Source organism: Streptomyces sp. NPDC003042, assembly GCF_053591315.1.
This window is the reverse complement of record NZ_JBSFTP010000031.1, coordinates 20,314-37,813: the sequence shown is the minus strand read 5'-3', so window position 1 is coordinate 37,813 and position 17,500 is coordinate 20,314. Positions and strand designations below refer to the sequence as shown.

Genomic DNA, 17,500 nt, shown 5'->3' with positions numbered 1-17,500 from the left:
AGGGTCCGCGAACCGCTCGCGACCAGGACCGGAGTCCTGGTCCGGGGCCCGCCTGCGGGCCCGTGACCGGGGCCGGACGCGATGCCAGAATGGATCAACGGAGACCGGCTGTGAAACGCCCTGGCACCAGCCGGGCGGCGACAGGTCCGGCGGGGGAGGACCGCACCATGGGCATGCGCGCCGACAGGCCGGCATGGACGCGCAACGACGGACTCGTGGCGGTCGGGGGCGCCGCCACGGACCTGATGGGCTTGGCGATCGGCGGTCAGGCCGAGGGCGAGCCCATCAGCGTGAGCGCGTCCCTCCTGCTGGTGGCCTCGGCCATGACCCTGCTCGCCCGGCGCCGCCACCCGGTGGCGGTCCTCACGGCCGTGCTGGTCCTGGGCGTGGCATTCAATCTCGTCACTTCGCTCTCACCGCACTTCAGCGTCACCCTGGCGGTCGCCCTGTTCACGACGGCCCGGTACTGCCGACCGGTCGTGATCGCCGCCGGGGCGCTCGCGGCGGTGCCCCTGCCCGCCGTGTGCCAGGGCGGCACACTGCTCCCCCTCGGCTCGGTCCTCGTCGGCAACGCGCTCGCCTCGGCCCTCGTCGTCGGCGCCGGGCTGGTGATGAACCGCCGGCAGCGCGAGGCCGAGGCACACCGCACACTGCTCGCCGAACGGGCGGTCGCCGACGAGCGCCGCCGGATCGCCCGCGAGCTGCACGACATCGTGGCCCACCACATCACCACCATGCAGCTGATGGCCGGCGGAGCCCGGGCCAACCTGACGCACGACCCCGAGGCCGCCCGCGAGGCCCTGATGACCCTGGAGGGATCCGGCCGGATGGCGCTGGGCGAAATGCGCCAACTGCTGGACGTGCTGCGCGCGGGGGAGCGGGAACCCGAGCGGACCACCCCGCCCCCGCCGCAGCCCGGCGCCGAGGACATCGACCGGATCGTCACCGAATCCCGGCTGGCCGGGATGGACACCGAGCTGAGCGTGCGCGGACCGGTCCGCCCGCTGCCGCCCACCGTCGGACTCACCGTGTTCCGGGTCGTGCAGGAGGCCCTGACCAACGCCCGCAAGCACGCCGGGGACACGCGGGCCCGCGTACAGCTGACGTATCGTCCGGACGCGGTCACCGTGGAGGTCCGCGACGACGGGCCGTCCGGCGGGCCGTCCGGCGGGCCGTCCGGCCGAGGGGTGCCCTTCAGGCCTCCGGGCCGCGGCGGGTACGGTCTGATCGGAATGCGTGAACGCGTCGCCCTGCAGGGCGGCACCCTGGAGGCCGCCCCGCTCGAGGACGGCGGATTCAGGGTCGCGGCCCGCCTCCCGGTCGCACCGGGTGCGGCTGCCGGCGGGGGAACGCCCGGGGGAGACAGAGGGGAACACCGCTGATGATCCGCGTGCTCATCGCCGACGACCAGCCGCTGGTACGGCGCGGCCTGGCCCTGATCCTAGCGCCCCACCCGGACGTCGAAGTCGTCGGCGAGGCCTGCGACGGAGCCGACGCGGTGCGGCTCGCCCAGCGGCTCGGCCCCGACGTGGTGGTGATGGACATCCGGATGCCGGTCCTCGACGGAGTGCAGGCCACCGCGGAACTCGCCCGGACGTCGCCCGGATCCCGGGTGTTGGCGCTGAGCACCTTCGACATGGACGAGTACGTGGTCGCCGCCCTGCGCGCGGGCGCCTACGGGTTCCTGCCCAAGGACGTCTCCCCGGAGGAGCTGATCGCCGCCGTCCGTACCGTCCACACCGGTGAGGCCGCCGTCGCCCCGAGGCTGCTGACCCGGCTGATCTCCACGTACGTCCGTGCCGTCCCGCGCGAACCGCGGCCGGCCCCGGAGGCGCCCGCCGGACTCACCCCGCGCGAGCTGGAGATCTGGCGGCTGCTGGCCGCCGGCCTCGACAACGCCGAAATCGCCCGGGACCTGGACATCAGCATCTCCACGGTCAAGAACCACATCACCGGCATCTTCGGCAAGTTGGGCGTACGCGATCGCGCGCAGGCGGTGATCGCGGCCTACGAATCGGGCCTGGTCGAGGCCGAACGGAGGAGCAGTTGATCACCAAGTGCCCCCAGAGGCCCGGATTCCCTCTGCCGCACGCACCTGTGACCAGCCACAACACTGGATGATTCGCCCATGCGTACGCGAGGCCCGGCATGGCACAGTTCCAGCAGCACAACCGCCGGACCAGGGAGCCCCCATGCGTGATCCGCACCCCATGCAGTCGGCGCGCGCGGCCGCGCCCGAGTGCCGGACGGAGCCGAGCCCGCAGCCCGTCTTCGCCCTACCCGTCTGCCCACTGCCCGCCTGTCCGGTGTGCGCCGGGCCGCCGGAGCGGATCTCCTGGCGTCAGCGTCCGAGCGAGGCCGTGGTCCTGGTCTTCGACCCCTGCGGCCACCGCTTCACCTCACCGGCCCCGCCCCTCCTGGCCGTGACCCCGGCGGACCCGTCCGGGCCGGACCCCCTCAGGAGGTGAGGAGCGCGGCGATCCGCTGAGCGAACGCCTCCTCGCCGAGGATCTCGATCCCGGCCGCCTCGGCCTTGGCGACCTTGCCGCCGGCCTTCTCACCCGCGACGAGCAACGTCGTCCTGCCGGATATCCCGCTCGCGGACCTGCCGCCCGCCCGCTCGATCAGCTCACGCACCTGGTCGCGGGTCTCGTACGCCGCCAGCGCGCCCGTCATCTTCCCCGTGACCACCACGGTCTGACCGGCCAGCGGTCCCGCCTCCGCTCCGTCCTCCGCCCCTTCCCGTGCCGGTGACTGTGAATGTGACTGCGGCTGCGGCTGCGGCTGCGGCTCGGTGAGGTTGACCCCGGCCGCCACGAGCTTGTCGATGACCGGTCCCAACTCCGCGACCTGGGCGACGATCCCGGCCGCCTTGGTCTCGCCGATCAGCTCCACCGCCGTCATGGCGGTGGCGTCGGCCGCCCGGATCGCCTCCATCGTCCCGAAGTGGCGGGCAATCCGCCGGGACATGCCCCGCCCGGTACCGACGACCCCGAGCGCGCAGAACACCCGCGACAGCGGCCGGTCCTTCGCGGCCCCGATCTGCTCCTCCAGCTTCACCGCCCGCTTCTCGCTCCCCGCGGCCCGCGCGAGCGCCGCCCGGTCCAGGCCGAACAGGTCCGCGACGTCACGCACCTTCCCGTCCTCGACCAGGGCCCGGACGTACCGCTCACCCAGCCCGTCGATGTCGAGCTGATCGCGCCCGGCGGCGTACAGGATCGCGGCGATCCGCCCGCAGTCGGCGGGCTGCGCGCAGCGCCACCGCTCCTGCGACCGGTCGATCTCGCCCTGGCAGCCCGGGCAGACGGCCGGCAGCTCGACCGGTCGCTCGGCGCCGGTCCGCAACTCCACGACGGGTGCCTCGACCCGCGGGATGATGTCACCCGCCTTGTACACCGTCACGGTGTCGCCCAGACGCAGGCCGCGGCGCTCGATGTCGGCGGGGTTGTGGAGCGTGGCGTGCCGCACCACCGAGCCGTCTATCTCCACCGGCTCCAGCACGGCCGTCGGAGCCAGCACCCCGGTGCGGCCCACCGCCCACGTCACGTCCAGCAACCGCGTCCGCCGTTCGACGGCCGCCAGCTTGTACGCCGTCGCCCAGTGCGGATGACGCGAGCCGGTTCCCGCCGCCGCCTGTTCGGCCAGCGAGTCCAGCTTGACGACGACCCCGTCGATCCCGAAGGGCAGCGCGGTGCGGAGCTTCGCGATCCGATCGACGTGCTCCTGGACCTCGGTGACCGTCGCCGCCACCGTCAGCCCGGCCGGGGTGGCGGCGGCCGTCCGGACGCCCGCCGCCGCGACGTACGCCATCACCTCGGCGTGGGTCGTGCGCGGCAGCACCTCACCGCCGTCGAGCTCCACCGCCCCGAACGCCCAGAAGGTCATCTCCACGGTGTACGGGCGCCCCTTGGCCCGCAGCGTGCCGGCCGCGCCATTGCGCGCGTTGGAGAACGGGGCCGCTCCGTGCGCGGCGCGTATCTCGTTCGCCCGCTCGAACTGGGCTTTCGTCAGCAGCACTTCGCCGCGCACCTCGAACGAGGCGTCCGTGGCCAGCTCACGCGGCAGGCCCACGATGGCGCCGATGGCGTGCGAGACGTCCTCGCCCCCCGTCCCGTCGCCCCGGGTGACCAGCTGCACCAGCCGCCCCGCGCGGTAACGGGCGGCCAGCGAGGCCCCGTCGAGCTTCGGCTCCACGGCGAACCCGCCGGTGACGGGGCCGCCGAGCCGCCGGACCAGAGAGGCCTCCCAGTCGAGCAGGTCCTGCGGGCGGAAGGCGTTGGCCAGTGAAAGCATCGCCGCCGTATGAGCCACGTCCCCGGCCGGCACGGCCCCGCCCGCCACCTTCCCGGTGGGCGAGGCCGGGTCGGTGTGCTCCGGGTAGGAGGCCTCGTACGCCTGGATCAGGGAGACGAGCAGGTCGAACGAGGCGTCGTCCAGAGGGGATCGACCGGAGCCGTAGTAGGCGGCGGAAGCCTTGATCGCGGTGGCGATGGCGTCGGCGTACTCGTCCCGGTCGGCCAGTGCGGAAGCGGTGGTGATCGTCATGCTTCGATGGTGACGCGGGGGTCTGACAACGGGCCTTCCGCGTGCCCGGCCTCGCCTCCCCCGGCGCGCGGCCACGGTGATGCCGGCATTCGCGCGCCCGGTCGGCCGCGGGCAGGCGGCGCCTCGTATCTTGTACGTCAGCAGCTACGAGAGGCCGCACCGCGCGTCGGTGCGGCGGAAGAGGGAGACCCCTGATGGACGTGCGGCACTTCGAGCGGATCACCGCGTTCATCGAGGCGAGGCTCACCCCGCTGTTCGACGCGGAGACCGGAAGTGAGCACGGCTTCGCGATGGACGACACCTCCCGGGCGTTGCGCGCCCTGCGCAACAGCGTCCTGGAGGCTTCGGCGGTCAAGGGACTCATCGAGAAGCGGGCGGCGGCGGACGCGAGGACGCGCAACGTCATCGACCAGTCGGTGGAGCACCACTGGGACGTCCTGCGCGGCATCGCCCGGCAGTGGGAGGACCACGCCGACTTCCGCCGGGAGTTCAAGCGTCACGCGTGGGAGCTCGACGAGGCCCCCGCCGCCGCGGCCGTGACCGGAGTCTGACCGCCCCGCTCGCCGACCGGCCGCGCTCACCCCGCGCGGTCGGGGACGGCGGGCTACCGTGAGACGAGGAACGAGAGCGTCCACGGAACGCGGAGGTGGTGGCGATGGAAGACCAGTCGGGCGGACCGGAGGCGCGGCTGCTGGAGGACGGCCGGCTGCTCAAGGAGCTGGAGACCATTCACCGCACGCGCCACGAGACGCTGCTGTACGGGTCGGACGACGCGCTGGCGACGCATACGAAGCGCATGCGGGAGTTGGAGGAGGAGTACGTACGCCGCCACCCGCAGCGGGCCCCGGTCGCGGGCCGCACCCGGGCGGGAGCCCGTGCCCGCACGGCGGACACGGACTGACCGGACGGCGATCTCCTTGAGTACTGGTCCGCCCCGCGAGTGCGCGGGGCGGCAGACGGCTTCTGCCCGGCGGAGTGGCCGTGAAACCCGTTCCGGACGGTGACGTGACCCGAACGGTACGTGGTGGTCCCTCCTGAGGCGGGCCGGGCTCAGCGGGAGGCGTACGGCAGCAGGGCCATCTCGCGGGCGTTCTTGATCGCCGCCGCGAGGCGCCGCTGCTGCTGTGCGCTGACCCGGGTGACCCGGCGGCTGCGGATCTTGCCGCGGTCGGAGATGAACTTCCTCAGCAGGTCGGTGTCCTTGTAGTCGATGTGAGTGATCTTCGCCGCGTCCAGCGGATTGGGGCGGGACTTGGCGGGCTTGGCGCCGCGGAGCGGGGTCTGGCGTCGGGCCATGGGATGCCTCCAGGGTTCGGGCGAAGCAGGGGGGTGAGGGGTTGAGCGGGTCGTCTACGCGACGGGGTCGAGCAGGGCGTCGAAGGCGGCCGGCAGCCGCTTCCAGCCCTCCCGCCCGGCGGTGAACTCGTCGTCGGTCAGCAGGCACGATTCGAGGAGTTCCCGCAGGCCCTCGCCGTCGAGGCCGGGCGAGGTGAAGACGAGGTGCTGGCAGCAGTCGCCGTGCTCCGGATGCCAGCCCAGGGCGGCCGCCGCCCGGCGGACGGGAGGCACCAACTCCCAAGCGGCGTCCGGGAGGGAGGCGAGCCAGGGCCCGTTGTCCTCCACGCAGAGCGCGCCGCCCGCGGCGTCCCAGGACAGCAGGGTGTCGGGCCGGTCGGCGAGCCAGAACCGGCCGCGGCTGCGGGCCGCCGCACAGGTGAGGTCCTCCAGCGCCGCGTACAGCCGCTCCGGGTGGAAGGGGCGGCAGCGGTGCCAGACGAGGGTGGTGACCCCCGCCTCGTCCGCCTCCTGCGGCAGCAGCGCGCACGCCGGGTGCTGAGCGGCCGCGGCGGCCTCGGTGTCGAAGCCGGCGAAGGCGAGCCGGGCCAGCTCCGCGGATCCGGCGGCCGCCCGGCGGGCGGTGGGATGGAGCTGGTCCAGCAGCGCGAGGTCGGTGTCGTCGGCCTCCGGGCTGTCGACGAGCGCCAGGACGGCCGCGTACTCCAACTGCCGCGCCCAGGCGTCGCCGACCGTGCGCTGGTCGGTCGCGGCCGAGGCCAGGCCGACCTCCGCCAGGTCGTCACCGTTGGCGAGGTAGGGGAGCACCAGGGCGGGGTCGACCGCGGTGACCACGTTGGACAGCTCCAGGAGTTCGCCGCCGTGCGCGTCGATCACCTCGGCCATGGCCCGGGGCTCCACCGAGTCCCACAGTTCGACGACGGCGAGCGCGGCCGTCCCGTCCTGTGCGAGGCGCCGCAGTTCCGGGACGAGGTCCTCGCGCAGCGCGCAGCAGGCGCAGTCGTTGACGAGCGGGGCCTCGCCCGAGTCGAGCGGGCCCGACACGTCGCGCACGGTGCGCCGTAGGGTTCCGCCCTCAGCCGCCGTCGAGAGGTCGTGGTGCAGCGCGACACTGCCGGGAACGGTGGCGAGCAGCCCGTCCACGGCGGCTCTGCGGGCGTCGGCGTGCAGCCCGCCGACGATGACGACGGGCAGGCTCACGACGTGCTCCCGTACCGGCGCTGGAAGCGCTCGACGCGCCCGGCGGTGTCCAGTACGCGGGCCGTGCCCGTGTAGAAGGGGTGGCTCTGCGAGGAGATCTCGACGTCGATGACGGGGTAGGTGTTGCCGTCGTCCCAGACGACGGTCTTCTCACTGGTCGCCGTGGAGCGGGTGAGGAAGGCGAAGTCGGCGGCCTTGTCGCGGAAGACGACGGGGCCGTAGGCGGGGTGGATTCCGGGCTTCATGGCGGTGTCCTTCTGTGCCGTGGGTGGTGAGTCGCGTGCCTGCGCCGCGGTCGCGGTCGCGGTCCGGGTCAGCGTTCCTCGCGGAAGTCGACGTGTCGGCGCACCACCGGGTCGAACTTGCGCAGCACCATCCGGTCGGGGTCGTTCCGCCGGTTCTTGCGGGTGACGTAGGTGTAGCCGGTCCCCGCGGTGGAGCGGAGCTTGACGATCGGGCGTACTTCGTTGCGAGCCATGTCCCGAGTATATGGCAATGGTTTCCATTATCAACAACAGCCCCGCCGTGAGGCATTCTTGCGCCTAGTGAGACATGTTTGTATCATTCGAGGCGGAGAAGGCTCATCGCGAGGCCCGAAGAGTCCTCCTCCCGCCCATGTCCCCTGATCCGCCGACCCCAGGCGGCCCCTGTGCACCACCGAGAACGGAATCCCATGCACACCCCCACGCTGGACCCGCGACGCTGGGTCGTCCTGGCGATCCTCTCCGGCAGCCTCCTGCTCATCTCGATGGACACCACGATCCTCAACGTGGCCTTCCCCTCGCTCGTCGCCGACCTCCAGCCGGGCGCCGTACAGCAGTTGTGGATCATCGACGTCTACGCGCTCGCCCTGTCCGGCCTGCTGGTCACCGCCGGGGCCCTCGGCGACCGCTGGGGCCGCAAGAGGCTGCTCATGGCGGGCTTCGGCATCTTCGCCCTGGCCTCGCTGATCGCGGTGTTCTCCACCGAGGCCTGGCACGTGATCGCGGCACGCGCCCTGCTCGGCATCGGCGGCGCGGCGATCATGCCGTCCACCCTGTCGATCCTGCGCAGCGTCTTCACCGACGCGAAGGAACGCGCCTTCGCCCTCGCCGTGTGGGCCGCCGTGTTCGGCGGCGGCATGGCCTTCGGCCCGGTCGTCGGCGGCCTCCTGGTCCAGGACTACGGCTGGCACTCGGCCTTCCTCCTCAACCTCCCCGTCGCCGCCCTGATCGTCGCGGCCGGCCTGCGCTACCTGCCCGAGTCGCGCTCCCCGCGCGCCACCGGAAAGTGGGACTGGTGGGGTGTCGGCCAGTCGATCGTCGGCATGCTCGCCCTCGCGGGCGGAATCAAGCAGCTCGGCAAGAGCGGCATCGCCGATCCGCTGCCCTGGGCCCTGCTGATCCTCGCCGCCGTCGCCCTCACCGTGTTCGTCCGCCGCCAACTGCGCCTGGACAACCCGTTGCTCCAGGTACGGCTGTTCCTGAAGCCCGCCTTCAGCGTCGCCGCGACCGCGATCTTCCTGCCGATGGTGGGCATGGGCGCGATCCTGTTCCTGGTCACCCAGTGGTTCCAGTACGGCCAGGGCTACACCCCCCTGGAGGCCGGCCTGCGACTGCTGCCCGCCCCGCTCGCGCTGATCGGCGCCTCGATGGTGGCGCCCACGCTGATGCAGCGCTTCGCGATCCGGCACGTCCTGGGCGCCGGACTGGTGGTGCTGGCCGCCGGCATGGCCCTGCCCTGGACCGTCCAGCAGTTCGCCGGCCTCGGCTACCCGGCCTTCGCGGTGGCGCTGACCGTCATGGGCCTCGGTACGGGCCTCGCGACCACCGTCGCCTCCGTCACCCTGGTCTCCGCCGCTCCGGCCGACGAGGTCTCCAGCGCGGCCGCGATCGAGGAGACCTGCTACGAGCTGGGCTCCGCCATGGGTGTCGCCATCCTCGGCAGCACCGCCGCCGCGCTCTACCGGGGCAACCTGCCGGCGCTCGACCTCGACGGCCCCACCGCCGCCGCCGTACGGGACTCCGTGGGCGAGGCGGCGCACACCGCGGAGCGCCTCGGCGGCGCTGTCGGCCAGGCCCTCCTCGACACGGCCTCACAGGCCTTCACCCTGGCGATCACCCCGGCCTTCCTCATGGCCGGAGCCCTGGCGGTCGCCGCCGCGGCCACGACGTGGGCGCTGATCCCGCACGACCTCGAGCCCACCGAGAACCACTGACCGCCCCCGCTCCCGGCGCCGCCCTCACCGCGGCGCCGGGAGCGGTGTCGCAAGCGGTGTCGGAAGTGGTGTCGTGGACGGGGTCGCGGCCGGCCGGAACGCCGGGGCGGCAGGCGCCGGCCCCAGGGTGGTCGTGCCCGCCGCCGCGCGGTGCCCGAGCCCGGTGCGGTAGGCGTCCAGCGCCGCCTCGGTCCGCCCGGTGCGCCGCAGCAGATCGCCCAGCAGCCGGCACAGGTCGGCGAGGTCGCCACCGGCTCCGCTGCGCTCCAGCAGCGCCAGCGCCCGTACGTAGTGCTCCTCGGCGCATTCCGTGTCCCCGCGCTCCTGCGCGATGAGTCCGAGCAGCCGGTGCGCACCGCCCGCGTGCAGGGCGCCGGGGTCGGTGCCGGGTCCGCCGCCGGGCCGCGAGCCCGGCCCGGAGCCCGGCTCCAGCAGCGGCGAGACGAGCTCGGCCGCCTCCGCGTACCGGCCGAGCCGCCGCAGCACATCGGCGAGCTCCACCTCCACCTGCGCGGTGTACAGGGCTGCCCGCTTGGCCGTGAGCATCCCCCGCGCGATCCGCAACTCCCGCTCGGCGGAATCGAGTTCGCCGTTCTGTGCCTGGATGTAACCGCGCATCCAGTGGCAGTGCGCCAGATCGGTCCGCAGCCGCAGTTGCCGGTAGACCGCCTGGGCCTTGGCGATCGAGGCGTCCGCCTCGGCCACCCGGCCCTCGGTGAGGAAGGTCCGCGCGACCTGCCGGTGCATGCCCGCCACCAGCGCCGGATCACCCACCTGCGGGGCCAGCGCCAGTGCGAGCTCGGCCGCGTGCGCCGCGCGGGCATGGGCGCCCATGTCCACGTACGGACCGATGACGGCCGCGTAGAGCAGCATCAGCGCCTCGGGATCGGCGAGCCCGCCCGCGTTCAGGGCGTCGATGGCCGACTCCAGCAGGTAGCAGGCGTACCGCAGCTCCCCGGCGAGCAGGTGCGCGACGGCGCGGCCCCGGATCGGCCGCGCCCGGCGGGGGAGCGGCGCGTCGGCCAGCAGCAGCTCCGCCGCCTCGAAGTGCCCCGCTGCATCCGCCAGTTCACCCGACTCAAGGGCGCAGTCGCCGAGCCCGAGCAGTGCCTCCACCCGCTCGTCGGCGAGGCCGAGCCGCTCCGCCTCGTGGAGCAGCCGCCGGTAGTGGACGGCGGCCTCCTCGGCGGAGCCGGTGGCGAGGGTGCGCTGGGCGTCGGTCAGGGCGAGGCGCAGTTCGGTGGCCAGATGGGCGGGACGCCCCGTGGCCAGTTCCTCGTACGAGGTGCCGAGCCGCCCCGCGAGGAAGCGCAGCGCCGTCTCGGAGGGCCGGACCTTGCCCGCCTCGAGGGTCGACACGTACGCCGGGGTGTACGACGGCTCTGCCAGCTGCCTCTGCGTCAGGCCACGTTCGCTGCGCAGGCGTTGCACCCTGCGGCCGATCTCGGCCGGTTCGTCCATGAATCCCCCTGCTGCGGACACGGTTGTTCCCGCCTCCCAAGTGTTCAGCCCAAGTATTCAGCGCGAACGGCCCATTGCGCAGCTCCCGCGCGCCACCTAATTTAAGCAATCGATTCAGCAGACTTACTTCCCCACTTAACTCCCCTGTGCAGCGGAGGACTTCATGAGACCAGCCATCCGATCGGCTCTGGGCGCCGCGCTCGCGGCAGCCTGCGCCGGCGCCGCGCTCCTGGCCGCGCCGGCGCAGGCGGGAGCGGCCGGCCCGACCGGGCCCCACCGCGTCGAGGTCGAGATACCCGGCCCGGAACACGGCCGCGAGGCCGGATCCGGCCACACCCTGGTCCCCGCCGCCGGACGGGCGCACAACCCGTCCCGCCTCTCCGACACGGCCCGGGCAGCCGACGGCCAGGTCACCAAGATCGTCGACAACGGCCCCACCGCCGACCGCCTCGACGTCGTCTTCGTCGGCGACGGCTACACCGCCGAGCAGCTCGCGCAGTTCCACACCGACGTGCGGGCGAAGTGGGCCGAGGTCGCGGCCGTCGAGCCCTACACGACGTACCGCGATCTCTTCAACGTCTGGACGGTGGACGCCGTGTCCGCCCAGTCCGGCGTCTCCGGCGACCCCGACCCGGCCACCGTCCGCGACACCGCGCTCGGCTCGTACTTCTGGTGCGCGGACATCGAGCGGCTGCTCTGCGTCGACCAGCCCAAGGTGGACGCGTACGTGGCCAGGGCGCCGGAGGCGGACCTGGTCATCGTCCTCGCCAACAGCGCCAAGTACGGCGGGGCGGGCTACAACGAGCCCAGCGCCACACTCGGTTACGAGGGCATCTCGACCGCCTCCTCCGGCCACCCCAAGTCCGGCCAGGTCGCCATCCACGAGACCGGCCACTCCCTCGGCAAACTCGCCGACGAGTACTTCTACCCCGACGTGCCCGGCTACGAGAAGTACACCGGCCGCGAGCCCGCCGACGTCAACATCTCCAAACTGAGCGCCGACCGGATGACCGCGCAGCGGGCCAAGTGGTACCGCTGGCTCGGCGAGACCTCACCCGACGGCGGCACGGTCGGCGCGTACGAGGGCGGCGGCTACTACGTCACCGGTCTGAACCGGCCCACCGACAACTCGCTGATGAGGGTCCTGGGCAAGCCCTTCAACCTCCCCGGCGTCGAAGCGATGATCGCCGGGTTCCACCGGCACGCCAACCTCGTCACCCCGCTCACCCCCACCGACCGCGCGCTGCGCTCGCGCCACACGGCGGTCGCGGGTGTCACCGGGCTGGCCGCGGCGGACGGACACCAGCCCGTGCTCCGCTGGTACCTCGACGGCCGGGAGCTGAAGCGCTTCGCAGGCCGCGGCCAGGTGGCCGTCGCCGACCTGTGGCTGTTCGACCTGCGCACCCACAAGCTGTCGGTGACCGCCGAGGACCGCACGACCTCGGTCCGCGACCCGGAGCTCGCCCGCGCCCTGACCTCGACCGTGACCTGGGACGTCCGCCTGTAACGGCGAACGCACCACGGCCCCCTACGGCCGCACCGCGTCCCACAGCGCGCAGTGGTGGGCCGCTTCCGCGTCCACCGGCCGGATCCCGCCCGCTCCCGGTGCCAGCGACAGCACCGGGGCGGGCGAGGAGCCGAACCGGGGCCACCAGGCGGCCTCTTGGCCGTTCGGAGAGCCGGTACGGGCGAAGCGGGTCCAGTAGCCGGTCATCCGGGCGGACAGCGCGCGCTGCGGCGCGGCCAGGGTACCCGTCGTGAAGAGCGTGAAGAGATAGGGCAGTTCGAAGCCGTGCGACGCGCCGTACGGAAAGCCGGCCGGCTCCGGCAGGCCGGTGAAGTCCGGCGCGCCGCGATCGCTGAACCGGTAGGCGTAGGTGGGCACGTGCCGGGCCAGCGCGCGGCTGTCGCGCAGCGCCGGGCAGATGAACGAGGCGTCGGAGAGCGCGGTCGCCCAGGCGAGGGCGGCGCTCGGATGGCCGGCCGCGGGGTAGGCCGCCTCGACAGCGGTGGCGGACGCGCCGAAGGAGGCCAGGAGCCGTTGCCGGTAGGCCCGTTCGCCGTCCACCGGATACGCCGCCAGGGTCTGGCCGACGAAGATCCGCATCTCGTCCAGCGTCGTGCCCTGCATCACCGGCACCCGATGGAAGCGGCCGGACAGCAGCGCCCGGCGCGGTTCGACGGGCAGTGCGGCGCCGCCGTACGGGAGCAGGGAGAACCGCTCCATCAGCTCGGGCGTCGCCAGCCGGGCGGCGTCCAGCGCGCGCAGGCAGTCGAGCACCGCGCCGGACGGCCCGTCGCCGCAGCCGAGCCGGGCCGCCGCGGCCACACCGTCCGACACCGTGCGCGCCTCGGGCACGAAGGGCTCGTAGGCGCCGAGCCACGGCAGCAGGGCGTACGGCGGCACGGTGGTCGAGCAGGATCCGCTCTGCACGATCGCCCGCTGGAAGAGACCGGCCGAGGCGGGGGACACCAGGTGCGCGCAGACGCTGAGGCCGCCCGCCGACTCCCCGAACACGGTGACCCGGTCCGGATCGCCGCCGAAGCGGCCCGCGTTCACCCGTACCCAGCGCAGCGCGGCCTGCTGGTCGGCGAGCGCGAAGCCGGGCGCCCCGCCGAGCGCCGGATGACCGAAGAGACCGAAGATCCCGAGGCGGTAGTTGACCGTGACGACCACGACGTCGCCCGCCACGGTCAGCGGCTCCGGCCGGTACGGGTCACCGGCGCCGTTGCGGAAGCCGCCGCCGTGGAACCACACCATGACGGGTCGCGCCCGCCCGGCCCGCACCCCGCCGCTCGGCGCGGTGACGTTCAGGTACAGGCAGTCCTCCGCGCCGGTCGGCCCGCCCGGCCCGAGCGGCGGCAGCTGTACACACCGGGCGCCCGGCGCTCCGGCGTCGAGTACGCCGCTGCGTCGCGGCGGGGGCCGGGGCAGTCGCCAGCGCAGCGGACCGGTCGGCGCGGCGGCGTACGGGATCCCCTCGAAGGTGTCGTACGCGCCGTGCGCGCGGCCACGTACGGGCCCCCCGTCGGTGTCCACGACGGGACGCTCGCTCCGGGGCGGGGAGGCGACCGCGGTGGACTTCCCCGTCCCGGCGGCGCAGATCAGGAACAGCGCGCACACGAGCGCCGCCGACAGCCCGCGCGTGAGGCTGGAACCGGGGCTGGGGCTGCTCGCGATCCTGGACTCCGGCACGGCTGACGACCCCTCATGAGCAGGTGAACCGTCACTGTGCCGCGACCGCCCGGCCGGGCCCGCATTACCGGGCGGCGTGTCCTTCCGGCCACCGGGCAGCCCCCCGTTTGCGCGCCCCGAATGGCGCAGCGCCGCGACGTGTCGCTGAATGAAGGTGACCAAGCGTGCGCTGCCCATGACGCACGATGACCGGCGCGCGACGCGTAGACCCGTGTGTCGGCGAACGGAGCTTTTGATGAATGACCGCAGCACTCTCGCGGCGACGGAACACGACGACCGCGACTGGCCTCCCGCCACCCCTGACCCGACCACCGAACCGCACGAGCCCGAGCCCGCGGCCGAGCCCGAGCCCGTGGCGGCCTCGGCCCCGGAACCTCCGGCGCCACCGGCCGCGCCGGGCGACGAGCCGAGCATCGAGTCGATACGCACGCTCCTGGAGACGGCGGCGACCTGCCGCCCCCTCGAAGAGGTCACCGCACTGGTGAGCCTGCTGAAGGAGACCGGCCAACTCCCCAACCCCGGGCACGAGGCGATCCGCGCGGCGGCCGTCTCCCGGCCCGTCGATGAGGTGATGCGGCTGATCGCCCTGCTCGGCGAGTACCCGCACGAGGAGGTCGAGACCGACATCGCCCTGCGCGCGGCGGCCGTCGGCCGGCCCATCGAGGACGTGGCCCTGCTGGTCAGCATCCTCGGCCCCGCCGGGACGGCCCCAGCACCGGCCGCAGCACCCACCGAGGCGCCCCCGGCCGCCGCGCCGCCGCCGGCCGAGCGCACGGCGCCCACGCCGGTCCGGGCGCGGGTCCGGGCCCCCGCCGCGCGGCCGGTCCGCCCCCAGGGCGCGCCGCACCACCTGCTGCGCTGGCCCACGGCCGCCGCGCTGTTGCTCTGCGGGGTCCTGCACCTGCCCGAGGACCTGGCGGCCCTGCCCGCGCCGACGCCGGGCGACCTGCTGCCACTGGCCGCCGCGCTGCTCTGCCTGGTGCTGGGCGCACTGCTGGCGGTGCGCGACACCACGCTGGTGTGGCGGGCCGCGGCGGTGACGGCCCTGACCGTCGTCACCTTGCACGTGGTGGGCGGCGTCGTCTTCTTCGACCCGCTGGAGGGCGCGCTCGGCGGTCCCCACGCGTGGGCCGGGGTCACGGCGGTGCTCTGCGCCGGCGCGGGAGCGGTCCTCGCCGGTGTGGCACTGAAGTACCGGCCACCACGGGCCGGCGGTCCGGGCGGCGACGCCTGACCCGACCCGAGGGGCCCCGGCCGCACCACGCGGCCGGGCCCTCGGCGGTGGCGGACGCCCTTACCGCTTCCCGGCCCCCTCCTCGTAGGAGAACCGGGCGAGCGGGGCCTCGCCCTCGAAGAAGGTCTTGGCGCGCAGTGCCGCCCGCTCGTCGTCGCGCACCTGCCCCGGCCGGGAGCCGTTGCCGAGCAGCACCCCGCCGAAGCGCATCCCCAGGTACGCCGCCGTGTGGTTGAGGGTGGTCACCAGTGCGTCGGCGACGCCTTCGTCCTCCTCCGCCATGACGGTCACCCCCCACAGGGTCCGGCCGGCCATCCGGCCCTTGAAGTCCGAGTCGGCCAGCGACAGCCAGCCCGACCAGTAGTCGAGGTAGCGCTTGGTCTGCGCGGAGACGGTGTACCAGTACAGGGGAGAGGCGATGACGATGTCGGTGGCCTCCAACGTCGCCCGCAGCAGTGCTTCTTCGTTCTCTCCGGCCCGCCAGGTGTCGCTGTCGTGCCGTCCGTCCTGGAAGTCGGGCAGCGGCAGCTGCGCCAGGTCCACCCAGCGCTGCGGCACATCGGCGGGCAACTGCTCGGCGGCCGCCCGCGCGAGGATCTCGGTGTTGCCGTCGGGACGCGAGCTGCCGAGGACGAAAAGGAACGAACGGTCCGCGCCGGGCGGTGTGTCGGTGGTCAATGTCTGCTCCGGTCAGTGGACGGGTGAGTTCTCTCCATGCAACTCGTTTGCCACGACGGATATTTCGACCCGTGAGCGATTCCCCGCCCGATGCGGACGGCCGGCGCCCCTCACCCCGCCAGCAGGTTCACCGCTCCCGTGAACACCCGGGGGAGCCGGGCGGCGAGCGGGACGATCCGGCGGGACAGGGGAGGCCGGCGGCGCGCCCAGAGCAGGGACGCGGTCAGCGTGCGGTAGCCGCGCGACAGGTCCCGCCAGGCCCGTTCGTACTCCTGCGGCCGGCCCGCGCGTACGCACCGTACGAGTTCACCCGCCGCCGCCACCGCCAGCGTGAGTCCCTCACCGGTCAGGGCGTCGACGTACCCGGCGGCGTCTCCCACGAACAGCACCCGCCCCGCCACCCTGGTCCGCGCCCCCTGGCGCAGCGGGCCGGCGCCGCGCACCGCCGCGTCGGGACCGGGCGCCGGCAGCCGGGCGGCCAGCAGGGGGAAACGGGCCAGCTGGACGTCGAACGGAGCCTGCTGCGAGGTCAGGATCGCCACGCCGATCCGGTCGGGCGCCAGCGGGGTCACGTACGCCTCGCACCCGCGCGACCAGTGCACCTCGACCAGGTCGCTCCACGGCTCCACGGCGTAGTGGCGGCGCAGCCCGTAGCGCGCGAGCCGCTCCGGCGCGGCCGGTACGGCCAGGCCGAGCCCGCGCCGGATCGGCGAGTGCAGGCCGTCCGCCGCCACGAGGTGGCGGGCGCTGAGCCCGGCGGCGCTGACCCCGTCGGCGTCCTGGCGGACCTCGCCGACGCGCCGCGCGAGCGTGCGTACGCCGAGTCCGGCGGCGCGCGCGGCCAGCGCCGCCTGGAGGTCGGTACGGCGGGTGCCGCGCCCGGGGCCGGAGCGGAACAGCCCTTCCGCGCGCAGCCCCGTCGCGCCGTCGACGTAGCTGATCCCCAGGAACGGACGCCCCGTCACCGGCACGCCCAGCTCCTCGAACCGGCGTACCGCGCCCGGCATCAGCCCCTCACCGCACGCCTTGTCGATCGGGGTGGCGCGCGGCTCGACCACCACCACCTCCAGCCCCGCCAGCGCCCCGTGGATCGCGGTTGCCAGTCCGGCCGGGCCGCCGCCCGCGACGAGCAGGTCGATCACGGCGCGGTGCCCACGAGCGGGGCCGTACGGGAGGGCGCGAGCGCCCCGTCCTCGCAGCGGATCCGCACCCGCAGCAGCAGGGCGTTGAGCACCGTGAAGCCGATCGCGGTCACCCACGCCGTGTGCACCAGGGGCAGTGCGATCCCCTCCACCACCACCGCCACGTAGTTGGGGTGGCGCAGCAGCCGGTAGGGCCCCACGGCCACCGGCGCGAGGCCGGGAATGACCAGCACCCGGGTGTTCCAGCGGCGTCCGAGCGAGGTCACGCACCACCAGCGCAGTGCCTGCGCCGCCACGGCCAGCCCGAGCGCCGACCAGCCGAGCAGGGGCAGGAACGGCCGGTGGGCGGCCCAGGGTTCCACGACGCAGCCCACGAGCAGGGCGGCGTGCAGGGCGACCATGGCCGGGTAGTGGCCGCGGCCGTACTCCCGCGCGCCGCGTGCCAGGCTCCAGGCGGCGTTGCGCCGGGCGGTGGCGAGCTCGGCCAGCCGCTCGGCCGCCACGAGGCCGATGATCAGCAGGTACGGGTACAGGGTCGTCGGCATGAGCGT

The 17,500-nt window shown here is 74.0% G+C and carries 18 protein-coding genes; 8 read left to right on the top strand and 10 right to left on the bottom strand.

What is annotated here, in order from left to right; genetic code table 11:
- The first annotated feature begins 110 nt into the window (after window positions 1–110).
- From ACWDYJ_RS17600 to ACWDYJ_RS17590, 3 genes are all read left to right on the top strand, one after another.
- Window positions 111–1,382, top strand: a complete 1,272-nt coding sequence (locus tag ACWDYJ_RS17600) for a sensor histidine kinase (RefSeq protein ID WP_451566451.1) — start codon at window positions 111–113, stop codon at window positions 1,380–1,382.
- Window positions 1,382–2,050: a response regulator gene (locus ACWDYJ_RS17595; protein WP_451566450.1), complete on the top strand. Its 669-nt coding sequence runs from the start codon at window positions 1,382–1,384 to the stop codon at window positions 2,048–2,050. The genes ACWDYJ_RS17600 and ACWDYJ_RS17595 overlap by 1 nt, the downstream gene beginning before the upstream one ends.
- A 142-nt stretch (window positions 2,051–2,192) precedes the next feature.
- Window positions 2,193–2,468 (top strand): hypothetical protein, encoded by a 276-nt coding sequence (locus ACWDYJ_RS17590; RefSeq protein WP_451566449.1) that lies wholly within the window; start codon window positions 2,193–2,195, stop codon window positions 2,466–2,468.
- On the opposite strand, the gene ligA is transcribed toward ACWDYJ_RS17590, so the two are convergent.
- A complete protein-coding gene (ligA, locus tag ACWDYJ_RS17585) occupies window positions 2,458–4,545 on the bottom strand; it encodes an NAD-dependent DNA ligase LigA (RefSeq protein WP_451566448.1) in 2,088 nt (695 codons plus the stop codon). The two genes, ACWDYJ_RS17590 and ligA, sit on opposite strands and share 11 nt — an antisense overlap.
- 194 nt (window positions 4,546–4,739) lie before the next feature.
- Here ligA and ACWDYJ_RS17580 point away from each other — a divergent pair, with 194 nt between their 5' ends.
- Window positions 4,740–5,096 (top strand): hypothetical protein, encoded by a 357-nt coding sequence (locus ACWDYJ_RS17580; RefSeq protein WP_451566447.1) that lies wholly within the window; start codon window positions 4,740–4,742, stop codon window positions 5,094–5,096.
- A gap of 104 nt (window positions 5,097–5,200) precedes the next feature.
- On the top strand, window positions 5,201–5,446 hold the full coding sequence (locus tag ACWDYJ_RS17575; protein ID WP_451566446.1) for a DUF6158 family protein: 246 nt from the start codon (window positions 5,201–5,203) through the stop codon (window positions 5,444–5,446).
- Between the two features lie 149 nt (window positions 5,447–5,595).
- Here ACWDYJ_RS17575 and rpsR read toward each other — a convergent pair whose 3' ends face one another.
- The 4 genes from rpsR to rpmG all read right to left on the bottom strand — a co-directional run bounded on the left by rpsR (window position 5,596) and on the right by rpmG (window position 7,519).
- Window positions 5,596–5,841, bottom strand: a complete 246-nt coding sequence (gene rpsR, locus ACWDYJ_RS17570; protein ID WP_451566445.1) for a 30S ribosomal protein S18 — start codon at window positions 5,839–5,841, stop codon at window positions 5,596–5,598.
- Between the two features lie 54 nt (window positions 5,842–5,895).
- Complete coding sequence (locus ACWDYJ_RS17565) at window positions 5,896–7,041, bottom strand: CobW family GTP-binding protein (protein ID WP_451566444.1); 1,146 nt, start codon at window positions 7,039–7,041, stop codon at window positions 5,896–5,898.
- Window positions 7,038–7,286 (bottom strand): type B 50S ribosomal protein L31, encoded by a 249-nt coding sequence (locus tag ACWDYJ_RS17560; protein WP_451566443.1) that lies wholly within the window; start codon window positions 7,284–7,286, stop codon window positions 7,038–7,040. The genes ACWDYJ_RS17565 and ACWDYJ_RS17560 overlap by 4 nt, the downstream gene beginning before the upstream one ends.
- Before the next feature lie 68 nt (window positions 7,287–7,354).
- Entirely contained in the window at window positions 7,355–7,519 is a 165-nt protein-coding gene (gene rpmG / locus ACWDYJ_RS17555) for a 50S ribosomal protein L33 (protein ID WP_030162346.1), read from the bottom strand.
- Window positions 7,520–7,714: 195 nt separating this feature from the next.
- On the opposite strand from rpmG, the gene ACWDYJ_RS17550 reads away from it, so the two are divergent.
- Window positions 7,715–9,238: an MFS transporter gene (locus ACWDYJ_RS17550; protein ID WP_451566442.1), complete on the top strand. Its 1,524-nt coding sequence runs from the start codon at window positions 7,715–7,717 to the stop codon at window positions 9,236–9,238.
- Between the two features lie 24 nt (window positions 9,239–9,262).
- Here ACWDYJ_RS17550 and ACWDYJ_RS17545 read toward each other — a convergent pair whose 3' ends face one another.
- Window positions 9,263–10,699 (bottom strand): tetratricopeptide repeat protein, encoded by a 1,437-nt coding sequence (locus ACWDYJ_RS17545; protein WP_451566441.1) that lies wholly within the window; start codon window positions 10,697–10,699, stop codon window positions 9,263–9,265.
- 163 nt (window positions 10,700–10,862) lie between these two features.
- Between ACWDYJ_RS17545 and ACWDYJ_RS17540 the strand changes: the two genes are divergently transcribed.
- Complete coding sequence (locus tag ACWDYJ_RS17540) at window positions 10,863–12,206, top strand: M64 family metallopeptidase (RefSeq protein WP_451566440.1); 1,344 nt, start codon at window positions 10,863–10,865, stop codon at window positions 12,204–12,206.
- Between the two features lie 21 nt (window positions 12,207–12,227).
- On the opposite strand, the gene ACWDYJ_RS17535 is transcribed toward ACWDYJ_RS17540, so the two are convergent.
- Entirely contained in the window at window positions 12,228–13,895 is a 1,668-nt protein-coding gene (locus ACWDYJ_RS17535) for a carboxylesterase/lipase family protein (RefSeq protein ID WP_451566439.1), read from the bottom strand.
- 235 nt (window positions 13,896–14,130) lie between these two features.
- Here ACWDYJ_RS17535 and ACWDYJ_RS17530 point away from each other — a divergent pair, with 235 nt between their 5' ends.
- Window positions 14,131–15,129 (top strand): hypothetical protein, encoded by a 999-nt coding sequence (locus ACWDYJ_RS17530; RefSeq protein ID WP_451566438.1) that lies wholly within the window; start codon window positions 14,131–14,133, stop codon window positions 15,127–15,129.
- Window positions 15,130–15,189: 60 nt separating this feature from the next.
- Here ACWDYJ_RS17530 and ACWDYJ_RS17525 read toward each other — a convergent pair whose 3' ends face one another.
- From ACWDYJ_RS17525 to ACWDYJ_RS17515, 3 genes are all read right to left on the bottom strand, one after another.
- The gene (locus ACWDYJ_RS17525; protein ID WP_451566437.1) at window positions 15,190–15,807 is read right to left on the bottom strand and encodes a flavodoxin family protein; all 618 of its coding nucleotides are present in this window, start codon (window positions 15,805–15,807) and stop codon (window positions 15,190–15,192) included.
- A gap of 110 nt (window positions 15,808–15,917) precedes the next feature.
- Window positions 15,918–16,949, bottom strand: a complete 1,032-nt coding sequence (locus ACWDYJ_RS17520; protein ID WP_451566436.1) for an NAD(P)/FAD-dependent oxidoreductase — start codon at window positions 16,947–16,949, stop codon at window positions 15,918–15,920.
- Entirely contained in the window at window positions 16,946–17,494 is a 549-nt protein-coding gene (locus tag ACWDYJ_RS17515; RefSeq protein ID WP_451566435.1) for an isoprenylcysteine carboxyl methyltransferase family protein, read from the bottom strand. Before ACWDYJ_RS17515 ends, ACWDYJ_RS17520 begins: the two co-directional genes overlap by 4 nt.
- Window positions 17,495–17,500: the final 6 nt, after the last annotated feature.